This window comes from Kitasatospora sp. NBC_00070, from assembly GCF_045041205.1.
In the GTDB taxonomy this organism is placed as follows: Bacteria; Actinomycetota; Actinomycetes; order Streptomycetales; family Streptomycetaceae; genus Kitasatospora.
This window is the reverse complement of sequence record NZ_CP108247.1, coordinates 5,306,229-5,318,716: the sequence shown is the minus strand read 5'-3', so window position 1 is coordinate 5,318,716 and position 12,488 is coordinate 5,306,229. Positions and strand designations below refer to the sequence as shown.

At 66.7% G+C, this 12,488-nt stretch carries 7 protein-coding genes and 2 rRNA genes; 4 read left to right on the top strand and 5 right to left on the bottom strand.

Annotated features, from left to right (window positions below):
- The first annotated feature begins 86 nt into the window (after positions 1-86).
- Together OHV05_RS24250 and OHV05_RS24245 are read left to right on the top strand one after the other, a co-directional pair.
- A complete protein-coding gene (locus OHV05_RS24250; RefSeq protein ID WP_405019507.1) occupies positions 87-305 on the top strand; it encodes a heavy-metal-associated domain-containing protein in 219 nt (72 codons plus the stop codon).
- Positions 306-412: 107 nt separating this feature from the next.
- On the top strand, positions 413-2,677 hold the full coding sequence (locus OHV05_RS24245) for a heavy metal translocating P-type ATPase (protein ID WP_405019506.1): 2,265 nt from the start codon (positions 413-415) through the stop codon (positions 2,675-2,677).
- Positions 2,678-2,858: 181 nt separating this feature from the next.
- Here the strand turns inward: OHV05_RS24245 and OHV05_RS24240 are convergent, their stop codons facing one another.
- The 3 genes from OHV05_RS24240 to OHV05_RS24230 form a co-directional block, all read right to left on the bottom strand.
- Positions 2,859-3,578: an SDR family NAD(P)-dependent oxidoreductase gene (locus tag OHV05_RS24240; protein WP_403035856.1), complete on the bottom strand. Its 720-nt coding sequence runs from the start codon at positions 3,576-3,578 to the stop codon at positions 2,859-2,861.
- A 462-nt stretch (positions 3,579-4,040) separates the two neighbouring features.
- Positions 4,041-5,330 carry a citrate synthase gene (locus OHV05_RS24235; RefSeq protein ID WP_350669777.1) on the bottom strand — a complete coding sequence of 430 codons (1,290 nt, stop codon included), beginning with the start codon at positions 5,328-5,330 and terminating at the stop codon, positions 4,041-4,043.
- A 225-nt stretch (positions 5,331-5,555) separates the two neighbouring features.
- Entirely contained in the window at positions 5,556-7,793 is a 2,238-nt protein-coding gene (locus OHV05_RS24230) for an ATP-dependent RecD-like DNA helicase (protein WP_405019505.1), read from the bottom strand.
- A gap of 91 nt (positions 7,794-7,884) precedes the next feature.
- Between OHV05_RS24230 and OHV05_RS24225 the strand changes: the two genes are divergently transcribed.
- Positions 7,885-8,340: a GNAT family N-acetyltransferase gene (locus tag OHV05_RS24225; protein WP_405019504.1), complete on the top strand. Its 456-nt coding sequence runs from the start codon at positions 7,885-7,887 to the stop codon at positions 8,338-8,340.
- Entirely contained in the window at positions 8,337-8,837 is a 501-nt protein-coding gene (locus tag OHV05_RS24220; protein WP_405019503.1) for a DinB family protein, read from the top strand. The genes OHV05_RS24225 and OHV05_RS24220 overlap by 4 nt, the downstream gene beginning before the upstream one ends.
- 50 nt (positions 8,838-8,887) lie before the next feature.
- Here OHV05_RS24220 and rrf read toward each other — a convergent pair.
- Positions 8,888-9,004, bottom strand: a 5S ribosomal RNA gene (rrf, locus tag OHV05_RS24215).
- A gap of 88 nt (positions 9,005-9,092) precedes the next feature.
- Positions 9,093-12,214: ribosomal RNA gene (locus tag OHV05_RS24210) — 23S ribosomal RNA — on the bottom strand.
- Positions 12,215-12,488 lie beyond the last annotated feature (274 nt).

Here is a 12,488-nt window from a genome sequence, read left to right as displayed (position 1 = left end):
CCACTGGCGCACGGAATACCCCAGGGGGGTATGGTGTTGTCAGAGTCAGCCCCTGCCCAGGGGCAACGAAGCCTCCGGAGGCCCCGATGTCGAGCACCGTCACCTACTCCGTCAGCGGTATGAGCTGCGGCCACTGCGAGAAGTCGGTCAGTGCCGAGGTGGCCGGCCTGCCCGGCGTGACCGAGGTGGCCGCGGACGCCAAGGCCGGCACCGTGACCGTCTCCTCGCAGACGCCGCTGGACGACGAGCAGCTCCGCGCCGCCGTCGACGAGGCCGGCTACGAGCTGGTCGGCCGCTCGGCCTGAGCACTCCGTACGGGGCCGCCCAGGCGTGCGCGGCCCCGTACGCCCTCGTACCGCACCGCCCGCTCGCCCGCACCGCCCGCGCTCGTACCGAGGAGCAGAGAAGAGCCATGAGCACCACCACCCCAGGCATAGAGCCCGGCGCCCTCCGCGACCGGGTGGAACTCGCCATCGGCGGCATGACCTGCGCCTCCTGCGCGGCGCGGATCGAGAAGAAGCTCAACCGGATGGACGGCGTCGAGGCCACCGTCAACTACGCCACCGAGAAGGCGCAGGTCGACTTCGCGCCCGAGGTCAGCGTGGCCGACCTGATCGCCACCGTGGAGCGCACCGGCTACACCGCCGAGCTGCCCGCCCCGCCCGCGACCGCCGATGCCCCGGCCGAGCCGCCGGCCCAGCCCGATCCGCTGCGCGAGCGACTGCTGATCAGCGCCGCGCTCTCGGTGCCCGTGGTGCTGCTCTCGATGATCCCGGCGCTGCAGTTCGACAACTGGCAGTGGCTCGCCTTCGCGCTCACCGGCCCGGTCGTGGTCTACGGCGGCCTGCCCTTCCACCGCGCCGCCTGGACCAACCTCAGGCACGGCGCGGCCACCATGGACACCCTGGTCTCGCTCGGCACCCTGGCCGCCTTCGGCTGGTCCGTCTGGGCCCTGTTCCTCGGGCACGCCGGGATGACCGGCATGCGGCACGCCTTCACCCTCGGCAGCGGTGGGGGTGACGCCTCGTCAACCCTCTACCTGGAGACCGCCGCCGTCGTCACCACCCTGATCCTGCTCGGCCGCTGGCTGGAAGCGCGCTCCAAGCGCCGCGCGGGCGCCGCCCTGCACGCCCTGCTCGACCTCGGGGCCAAGGACGTCGCCGTCCTCCAGGGCGGCCGCGAGGTACGGCTGCCGGTCGGCGCGCTCACGGTCGGCATGCGGTTCGTGGTCCGGCCCGGGGAGAAGATCGCCACCGACGGCACCGTGGTCGAGGGCAGCTCCGCCGTGGACGCCTCGATGCTCACCGGTGAGGCCGTCCCGGTCGAGGTGACCGTCGGCGACGCCGTCACCGGGGCCACCGTCAACGCCGGCGGCCGCCTGGTGGTCGAGGCCATCCGGGTCGGCGCCGACACGCGGCTGGCCCGGATGGCCAAGCTGGTCGAGGAGGCGCAGAACGGCAAGGCCGCCGCCCAGCGGCTGGCCGACCGGATCTCCGCCGTCTTCGTCCCCGTGGTCATCCTGATCGCACTCGGCACCCTGGTCGGCTGGCTGCTGGTCAGCAACAGCCCGACCGAGGCGTTCACCGCCGCCGTCGCGGTGCTGATCATCGCCTGCCCCTGCGCCCTCGGCCTGGCCACCCCGACCGCCCTGATGGTCGGCACCGGACGCGGCGCCCAGCTCGGCATCCTGATCAAGGGCCCTGAGGTGCTGGAGACCACCCGCCGGGTGGACACCATCGTGCTCGACAAGACCGGCACCGTCACCACCGGACGGATGTCCCTGACCGCTGTGCACACCGCCGACGGGGTCACCGAGAACGAGGTGCTCCGGCTGGCCGGCGCCCTGGAGCACGCCTCCGAGCACCCGATCGCGGCCGCCGTCGCCGCAGCCGCCACCGAACGGCTCGGCGAGCTCCCGCCGGTCGAGAACTTCGAGAACGTCCCCGGCCGGGGCGTCCAGGGCGTGGTCGACGGCCACGCGGTGATCGCCGGACGCGAGCTGCTGCTCGCCGACTGGGCCCAGCACCTGCCGCCCGCCCTGGCCCGGGCGAAGGCCGCGGCCGAGGCCGCCGGCGGCACCGCCGTCTCGGTCGGCTGGGACGGTGCCGCCCGGGCCGTCCTGGTGGTCGCCGACACCGTCAAGCCCAGCTCGGCCCTGGCCGTCGCCGAACTCCGGGCGCTCGGTCTGCGGCCGATGCTGCTCACCGGTGACAACCGCAGCGCCGCCGAGGCGGTCGCCGCCGAGGTCGGCATCGACGCCGCGGACGTGATCGCCGAGGTGCTCCCCGAGGACAAGGTGGCCACCGTCCGGCGGCTGCAGGCCGAGGGCCGCTCGGTCGCCATGGTCGGCGACGGGGTCAACGACGCCGCCGCCCTGGCCCAGGCCGACCTCGGCCTCGCCATGGGGACCGGCACCGACGCCGCGATCGAGGCGAGCGACCTGACCCTGGTCCGCGGCGACCTGCGGTCCGCAGCCGACGCGATCCGGCTCTCCCGCCGCACCCTCGCCACCATCAAGGGCAACCTGTTCTGGGCCTTCGCCTACAACGTCGCCGCGATCCCGCTCGCCGCAGCCGGCCTGCTCAATCCGGTGGTCGCGGGGGCCACGATGGCCTTCTCCTCGGTCTTCGTGGTCACCAACAGCCTCCGCCTGCGCAGGTTCGCTGCCGCGACCTGAACTGTTTGCTGATCTGCGGCTCCGCCGCGGGCGACGCCGGCCCTGGCAAGGTGATCGTCGCGTAGCTGGTCAGGCACTTTCGCAGTGACCCGCACGCCAGACCTCCTCGCCCACGCGGCGGAGCCGCACATCAGCAGAGCCCCGAGCCCCTGGACCGTAGACCCGGAGCACCTGCCCACAGCTACCGGCCGAGCAGTTCGCCACCGTTGCAGTGCAGGATCTCGCCGGTGATGAAGCCGGCCTCGGCGGAGGCCAGGAAGTAGACCGCCGCCGCCACCTCACCCGACTCGCCGATCCGGCCGAGCAGGGTGCGGGCCGCCCGCCGGGAGACCTCGGCCTCGTCCAGCCGGGGGCCGAAGAACTCGGTGCCCGAGACGGTGCCCGGGGCCACGATGTTGGCGGTGATGCCGGAGGCGCCGAGCTGGGCGGCCAGGAAGTGGTTCCAGGCGTGCAGCGAGGCCTTGGCGGCCCCGTACGAGCCCGCTCCGCGCAGGGCGGCGATCGAGCTGACCGTCACCACCCGTCCGGTGCCCTGGGCGAGCCGGTCCCGGATCGACTCGGTGAGCAGCACCACGGTCAGCACGTTTCGCTCGAAGTCCCCGCGCCAGCGGGCCAGCACGGCGTGCGGTCCGGCCCCGATCACGGTCTCCCGGCTGCCGGCGTTGTTGACCAGCACGTCGATCTCGGCGGGCAGCGAGCTCAGGGCATCCTCGACCGCGTCGGGGTCGGCGAGGTCGCAGACCAGCGGGGTGACGTTCGGCCCGAGGTCGGCGGCGGCTCTCTCCAGGACCGCCCGCCGACGGCCGACGATCACCACCCGCTCCCCCGCCTCGGCGAAGCGGCGTGCCACCTCGTACCCGATGCCGGTGCCGCCACCGGTGACTACGACGTTCCTGGCCATCTGCGCACTCCCTCCCTGGCTTGCCGCCGCGACTGAGGGTGCGCGGGCGGTCCGTACCGGAATGGGATGATTCCTATCACGCTGGGTTGCGGCGGCTGCGGGGAGGGTGACGTCGCCCGGCCGGGATCGTGTGGTATGACGCTGACACCACTCGTGCACGGAGCGTGGAGAGAGCCAACTCACACCCCCCGAACGTAACTTTGCGCCCCCGAATACGTCTTACCTTTGTAGTACGACGGTCGATGACCGCCGTGGACGGGGCTCCGGCGGGCCCCGGTACGACTGCCGAGTCCGCTCGGCCGTCTCGCGCACGACGCCGGGGAGCGACACCGCCGGGAGCGCTTTGAGCGGCCGCTCCCGGCAACCAGGGCCGCCCCCGGGCGTCGTGCGCCGCACCCTTGCGCAGGACGCAGCAGGGCCCGACCACCAGTGGTGGTCGGGCCCTGCTGCGTACGGGGTGGGTCAGCGCGCGTCGAGCTCGACGTAGTCGCGGATCTCCACGCCGGTGTAGATCTGGCGCGGACGGCCGATACGGCTGCCCGGGTCGTTGATCATCTCGTGCCAGTGGGCGATCCAGCCCGGCAGCCGGCCGAGCGCGAACAGCACGGTGAACATGCTGGTCGGGAAGCCCATCGCGCGGTAGATCAGGCCGGTGTAGAAGTCCACGTTCGGGTAGAGCTTGCGCGAGACGAAGAAGTCGTCCTTGAGCGCGTGCTCCTCCAGCTTGAGCGCGATCTCCAGCAGCTCGTCGGACTTGCCGAGCTGACCGAGCACCTCGTGCGCGAGGATCTTGACCTGCGCGGCGCGCGGGTCGAAGGCCTTGTAGACGCGGTGACCGAAGCCCATGAGCTTCACGCCGTCCTCGCGGTTCTTCACCTTGCGGATGAAGGTGTCGACGTCACCGCCGGACTTCTGGATCTCCTCCAGCATCTCCAGCACGGCCTGGTTGGCGCCGCCGTGCAGCGGGCCCCAGAGCGCCGAGATACCGGCCGAGATCGAGGCGAACTGGTTGGCGTGGCTGGAGCCCACCAGGCGGACCGTGGAGGTCGAGCAGTTCTGCTCGTGGTCCGCGTGCAGGATCAACAGCTTGTCCAGCGCGTTCACGATGACCGGGTTGATCTCGTAGTCCTCGGCGGGGACGGCGAAGGTCATCCGGAGGAAGTTCTCGACGTAGCTCAGGTCGTTGCGCGGGTAGACGAACGGCTGGCCGACCGACTTCTTGTACGCGTACGCGGCGATGGTCGGGAGCTTGGCGAGCAGCCGGACGGTCGACAGGTGGCGCTGGCCGGCGTCGAACGGGTTGTGGCTGTCCTGGTAGAACGTCGAGAGTGCGCCGACCACCGAGGAGAGCATCGCCATCGGGTGGGCGTCCCGGGGGAAGCCCTGGTAGAAGCGCTTGACGTCCTCGTGCAGCAGGGTGTGCTGAGTGATCTCGTTGCTGAACACCGCCAGCTGATCGGCGTTCGGAAGCTCGCCGTTGATCAGCAGGTACGCGGTCTCGATGAAGCTGGCCTTCTCGGCCAGCTGCTCGATCGGGTAGCCGCGGTAGCGCAGGATGCCGTTGTCACCGTCCACGAAAGTGATCGCGGACTTGTAGGCGGCGGTGTTGCCGAAGCCGTTGTCCAGGGTGACCAGGCCGGTCTGCGGGAGCAGCTTCGAGATGTCGAAGCCGGCGTTGCCCGCAGTGCTCTCGACGACGGGGTACTCGTACTCGCCGTCCTGGTACCGCAGTACTACCGAGTTGTCGCTCACGTCTTCCTCACCGACGAAATGAATCCTCTTCCAAGGTGCCCTGACTGTCTCTACGATCCCCCATCCGCAGGACTGCCGTGCACCCGGGGTGGGCCGAGAAGGCCCGTGCCCTACAAAAGCTCTCGCCGCAGCCCGTATGAACCGGACAAGATCGGCACAGACCAGGTTCCGCCGTAAATCTCTTCACGTCAAGACAACCCCTGAGCAGGGCGACCCCTTGGACGATCATCCAATTGCGAGTCGGTGGTCGAGTGCGGAGTGCCTGCGACCAGCACTGACGGCTCGAACCGCCTGGGCGATCGCTCTCCGTGAGCCGACCAGCACCACCAGTTTCTTCGCTCTGGTCACGGCGGTGTAGAGGAGGTTCCGCTGCAGCATCGTCCAGGCCGAAGTGGTGACCGGAATCACTACCGCCGGATACTCGCTGCCCTGCGAACGGTGGATCGTCACGGCGTAGGCGTGGGCCAGCTCGTCCAGCTCGTCGAAGTCGTACGGGACCTCCTCGTCCTCGTCCGTCCGGACGGTGAGCCGCTGCTCGTCGACGTTGAGATCGGTCACCACGCCGACCGTGCCGTTGAAGACCCCGTTCTGCCCCTTCTCGTAGTTGTTGCGGATCTGGGTGACCTTGTCGCCCACCCGGAACGTCCGGCCGCCGAAGCGGCGCTCCGGCAGGCCGTCCCTGGCCGGCGTCACCGCCGCCTGGAGCAACGTGTTCAGTGCGCCCGCACCGGCCGGGCCGCGGTGCATCGGGGCCAGCACCTGGACGTCGCGACGGGCGTCCAGGCCGAACCGCTGCGGGATCCGCCGGGCCACCACGTCCACCGTCAGACCGGCGGCCGCCTCCGCGTCCTCCTCGGCGAACAGGAAGAAGTCCGGCAGGCCGTCGGTGATCGGCGGCAGGCCCTCGTTGATCCGGTGCGCGTTGGTCACCACCCCGGACTGCTGGGCCTGCCGGAAGATCCTGGTCAGCCGCACCGAGGGGACCGGGCTGCCGGCCGACAGCATGTCCCTCAGCACCTCGCCCGCGCCGACCGAGGGCAACTGGTCGACGTCCCCCACGAAGAGCAGGTGGGCACCCGGCGCGACCGCCTTCACCAGCTTGTTCGCCAGGATCAGGTCGAGCATCGAGGCTTCGTCCACCACCACCAGGTCGGCGTCCAGCGGCCGGTCCCGGTCGTAGGCCGCCTCGCCGCCCGGCCGCAGCTCCAACAGCCGGTGCACGGTGGACGCCTCAGCCCCCGTCAGCTCCGCCAGCCGCTTGGCCGCCCGGCCCGTCGGCGCCGCCAGCACCACCTTGGCCCGCTTCGCCAGCGCCAGCGTGACGATCGACTTCACCGTGAACGACTTGCCGCAGCCCGGGCCGCCGGTCAGCACCGCGACCTTCTCGGTCAGCGCCAGCTTCACCGACTCCCGCTGCTCCGGGGCGAGTTCGGCCCCCGTCCGGGTCGCCAGCCAGCCGAGCGCGGCCTCCCAGTCCACCCCCGCGAAGCCGGGCATCCGGTCGACGTCGGTGGTCAGCAGCCGCAGCAGCTGATTCGACAGCGAGACCTCGGCCCGGTGGAACGGCACCAGGTACACCGCCGTGATCGGCAGCCCGCCCTCACCCGGCACCTGCTCGCGCACCACTCCCTCGGCCGCCACCAGCTCGGCCAGGCAGTCGATCACCAGACCGACGTCGACCTGGAGCAGCTTCACCCCGTCGGCGATCAGCCGCTCCTCGGGCAGGAAGCAGTGCCCCTGGTCGCTGCTCTGCGAAAGCGCGTACTGCAGGCCCGCCTTGACCCGCTCCGGGCTGTCGTGCGGGATGCCGACGGCCTGGGCGATCCGGTCCGCCGTCAGGAAGCCGATGCCCCACACGTCTGAGGCCAGCCGGTACGGCTCGTTCTTCACCACGCCGATCGAGGCGTCGCCGTACTTCTTGAAGATCCGCACCGCCAGCGAGGTGGAGACGCCGACCGTCTGCAGGAAGACCATCACTTCCTTGATGGACTTCTGTTCCTCCCAGGCCGCCGCGATCATCTTGGTCCGCTTCGGCCCGAGACCGGGGACCTCGATCAGGCGCTTCGGCTCGTTCTCGATCACCTCCAGGGTCTCCACCCCGAACGCCTCGACGATCCGCTCCGCGAAGCGCGGGCCGATGCCCTTGATCAGCCCCGAGCCCAGGTAGCGCTGGATGCCCTGCACGGTGGCCGGCAGCACCGTCGTGTAGTTCTCCACCATGAACTGCCGCCCGTACTGCGGGTGCGAGCCCCACCGCCCGAACAGCCGCAGCGACTCCCCCGGCTGCGCGCCCAGCAGCGCCCCGACGACCGTCAGCAGGTCGTTCGCCCCACGCCCGGTGTCGACCCGGGCCACCGTGTAGCCGGTCTCCTCGTTGGCGTAGGTGACCCGCTCCAACACGCCCTCCACCTGGGCAAGCTGACGCTGCGGCGACTGTGTGCTCTGCGCACTCTGCGTACTCACAGGGCGCCCCCTCGGGTCGGTGACGGTGCGCTACGCACCGTACCCTCCCGCACCGACAGTGCGGGTACGGTCGTGCCTTATCGTCCTGATCATGAACGATCTGACGATCCGACCGGCCGAGGCAACCGACCTCCCCGCCATCGTGGCCATGCTCGCCGACGACCCGCTCGGTGCCACCCGCGAGTCCCCCGACGACCTGACCCCCTACCAGGCGGCCTACGCCCGGATCGCCGCCGATCCGCACCAGCACCTGGTGGTCGCCGAGTCGGCCGGCCGCACCGTCGGCACCCTCCAACTGACCGTGATCCCCGGCCTCTCCCGCCGCGGCGCCACCCGCACCCTGATCGAGGCAGTCCGGATCGACGCCTCCGCCCGGGGCACCGGCCTGGGCACCGTGCTCATCGAATGGGCCGTCGAGCAGTCCAGGAGCCTCGGCGCCGAACTCGTCCAACTCACCTCGGACGCCACCCGCACGGACGCGCACCGCTTCTACGAACGCCTCGGCTTCACCGGCTCCCACGTCGGCTTCAAGCTGGACCTGCGGTGAGCCCCCGCCCCGCAGCCGTCGGCACCGACACCGAGCGGGAGGCCCTGGTCGGCTTCCTCGACAAGCAACGCGCCTCCCTGCTCCGCAAACTCGACGGCCTCAGCGACGAGGACGCCCGGCGGGTACCCACCGCGAGCGCGCTCTCCCTGCTCGGTCTGCTGAAGCACTCCGGTATCTGGGAGCGCCGCTGGTTCCAGATCATCCTGGCCGGCCACGAACACCCCGACGAATGGCCGGCCGTTGACGAGGAGGAAGGTGCGGACTTCGCCCTCGGTGACGATGACACCGTCGCGGCATGGCGTTCCTTCTACGAGACCCAGGTCGCGCTCAACCAGGACATCGTCGCCGGGATGTCCCTGGAGACCCCGTGCGCCTGGCCGAAGATGGCAGGTCGCAACCTCCGCTGGGTCATGCTCCACATGATCGAGGAGACCGCCCGGCATGCCGGTCATGCGGACATCATCCGCGAGACGCTGGACGGGGAAACCGGTATCTGAAATGCAGAAAGCCCCGCCGGTTACCCGGCGGGGCTTTCTGACTAAAGATTGTTCGGCGGCGTCCTACTCTCCCACAGGGTCCCCCCTGCAGTACCATCGGCGCTATGAGGCTTAGCTTCCGGGTTCGGAATGTAACCGGGCGTTTCCCTCACGCTATGACCACCGAAACACTATGAAACTGTATGACCGCACCACACCCGTGACCAAACGGTGTGGGGTCGTTGTTTCAGAACAACACAGTGGACGCGAGCAACTGAGGACAAGCCCTCGGCCTATTAGTACCGGTCAGCTCCACCCCTTACAGGGCTTCCACATCCGGCCTATCAACCCAGTCGTCTACTGGGAGCCTTACCCTCTCAAGGAGGTGGGAATATTCATCTCGAAGCAGGCTTCCCGCTTAGATGCTTTCAGCGGTTATCCCTCCCGAACGTAGCCAACCAGCCATGCCCTTGGCAGAACAACTGGCACACCAGAGGTTCGTCCGTCCCGGTCCTCTCGTACTAGGGACAGCCCTTCTCAATATTCCTACGCGCACAGCGGATAGGGACCGAACTGTCTCACGACGTTCTAAACCCAGCTCGCGTACCGCTTTAATGGGCGAACAGCCCAACCCTTGGGACCTACTCCAGCCCCAGGATGCGACGAGCCGACATCGAGGTGCCAAACCATCCCGTCGATATGGACTCTTGGGGAAGATCAGCCTGTTATCCCCGGGGTACCTTTTATCCGTTGAGCGACGGCGCTTCCACAAGCCACCGCCGGATCACTAGTCCCGACTTTCGTCCCTGCTCGACCCGTCGGTCTCACAGTCAAGCTCCCTTGTGCACTTACACTCAACACCTGATTGCCAACCAGGCTGAGGGAACCTTTGGGCGCCTCCGTTACTCTTTAGGAGGCAACCGCCCCAGTTAAACTACCCACCAGACACTGTCCCTGATCCGGATCACGGACCCAGGTTAGACATCCAGCACGACCAGAGTGGTATTTCAACGACGACTCCACAACAACTGGCGTTGCCGCTTCAAAGTCTCCCACCTATCCTACACAAGCCGAACCGAACACCAATATCAAGCTATAGTAAAGGTCCCGGGGTCTTTCCGTCCTGCTGCGCGAAACGAGCATCTTTACTCGTAATGCAATTTCACCGGGCCTATGGTTGAGACAGTCGAGAAGTCGTTACGCCATTCGTGCAGGTCGGAACTTACCCGACAAGGAATTTCGCTACCTTAGGATGGTTATAGTTACCACCGCCGTTTACTGGCGCTTAAGTTCTCAGCTTCGCCATGACGAATCATGACTAACCGGTCCCCTTAACGTTCCAGCACCGGGCAGGCGTCAGTCCGTATACATCGCCTTACGGCTTCGCACGGACCTGTGTTTTTAGTAAACAGTCGCTTCTCGCTGGTCTCTGCGGCCGGCCCCAGCTCAGGAAGTAAATTCCATCACCAGTTCCGGCCCCCCTTCTCCCGAAGTTACGGGGGCATTTTGCCGAGTTCCTTAACCATAGTTCACCCGAACGCCTCGGTATTCTCTACCTGACCACCTGAGTCGGTTTGGGGTACGGGCCGCCATGAAACTCGCTAGAGGCTTTTCTCGACAGCATAGGATCATCCACTTCACCACAATCGGCTCGGCATCAGGTCTCAGCCTCAATGAGTGACGGATTTGCCTATCACTCGGCCTACACCCTTACCCCGGGACAACCACCGCCCGGGCTGGACTACCTTCCTGCGTCACCCCATCGCTCACCTACTACCCTGTTGGGTCAGCGGCTCCACCACGTCCCTTTGTCCGAAGACTCCAGGCCGGCTTCGCGGCTTTAGCATTCAGAGGTTCGACGTTGGCGCTTCAAAGCGGGTACGGGAATATCAACCCGTTGTCCATCGACTACGCCTGTCGGCCTCGCCTTAGGTCCCGACTTACCCTGGGCAGATCAGCTTGACCCAGGAACCCTTGGTCAATCGGCGCAAGAGTTTCCCACTCTTGTATCGCTACTCATGCCTGCATTCTCACTCGTGAACCGTCCACAACTGGATTCCTCCGCTGCTTCACCCGGCACACGACGCTCCCCTACCCATCACAGCGGGCGTTGGCCCTATAGCTGCAATGACACGACTTCGGTGGTGTACTTGAGCCCCGCTACATTGTCGGCGCGGAATCACTTGACCAGTGAGCTATTACGCACTCTTTCAAGGGTGGCTGCTTCTAAGCCAACCTCCTGGTTGTCTCTGCGACTCCACATCCTTTCCCACTTAGCACACGCTTAGGGACCTTAGTCGGTGTTCTGGGCTGTTTCCCTCTCGACCATGGAGCTTATCCCCCACAGTCTCACTGCCACGCTCTCACTTACCGGCATTCGGAGTTTGGCTAAGGTCAGTAACCCGGTGAGGCCCATCGCCTATCCAGTGCTCTACCTCCGGCAAGAAACACGTGACGCTGCACCTAAATGCATTTCGGGGAGAACCAGCTATCACGGAGTTTGATTGGCCTTTCACCCCTAACCACAGGTCATCCCCCAGGTTTTCAACCCTGGTGGGTTCGGTCCTCCACGAAGTCTTACCTCCGCTTCAACCTGCCCATGGCTAGATCACTCCGCTTCGGGTCTTGGGCATGCAACTGTATCGCCCTATTCGGACTCGCTTTCGCTACGGCTACCCCACACGGGTTAACCTCGCTACACACCGCAAACTCGCAGGCTCATTCTTCAAAAGGCACGCAGTCACGAGACACACAGCAAGCTGTATGTCCGACGCTCCCACGGCTTGTAGGCACACGGTTTCAGGTACTATTTCACTCCGCTCCCGCGGTACTTTTCACCATTCCCTCACGGTACTATCCGCTATCGGTCACTAGGGAATATTTAGGCTTAGCGGGTGGTCCCGCCAGATTCACACGGAATTTCTCGGGCTCCGTGCTACTTGGGAGAAGCTCAAGTGAGCCGCACAGATTTCGTCTACGGGGGTCTTACCCTCTACGCCGGACCTTTCGCATGTCCTTCGACTATCCATACGGTTTCTGACTCACCGACCGGCCGGCAGACCGATCAAGAACTTTCCCACGACCCCGCTCTGGCAACCCCTGCCGGGTCTCACACCAAAACGGTTTAGCCTCATCCGGTTTCGCTCGCCACTACTCCCGGAATCACGGTTGTTTTCTCTTCCTGAGGGTACTGAGATGTTTCACTTCCCCTCGTTCCCTCCACACACCCTATGTGTTCAGGTGCGGGTGACAGCCCATGACGACTGCCGGGTTTCCCCATTCGGAAACCCCCGGATCAAAGCCTGGTTGACGGCTCCCCGGGGACTATCGTGGCCTCCCACGTCCTTCATCGGTTCCTAGTGCCAAGGCATCCACCGTGCGCCCTTAAAAACTTGGCCACAGATGCTCGCGTCCACTGTGCAGTTCTCAAACAACGACCAGACACCCACCCTCACAGCGCTCACGCACCACTCAAGTAGGACCGGCACTGAAGCAACGACCATGACGGCCGTTCCCTCAGGACCCAACAACGTGCCCGACACACCCGACCTCACCGACCCCGCTTTCCACGCACCGAAGTGCAGTACTCGCAAGGCCAACAGACCGCGTGTGCCGAATAGTCAACGTTCCACCCATGAGCAACCGTGTGAGACATTCGCTCACATCCGGCCA

Bases quoted from the DNA above. Each gene is read 5' to 3' on its own strand.
- OHV05_RS24250 (WP_405019507.1), top strand. From the start codon at position 87: ATGTCGAGCACCGTCACCTACTCCGTCAGCGGTATGAGCTGCGGCCAC.
- OHV05_RS24245 (WP_405019506.1), top strand. From the start codon at position 413: ATGAGCACCACCACCCCAGGCATAGAGCCCGGCGCCCTCCGCGACCGG.
- OHV05_RS24240 (WP_403035856.1), bottom strand. From the start codon at position 3,578: ATGGCCAGGAACGTCGTAGTCACCGGTGGCGGCACCGGCATCGGGTAC.
- OHV05_RS24225 (WP_405019504.1), top strand. From the start codon at position 7,885: ATGAACGATCTGACGATCCGACCGGCCGAGGCAACCGACCTCCCCGCC.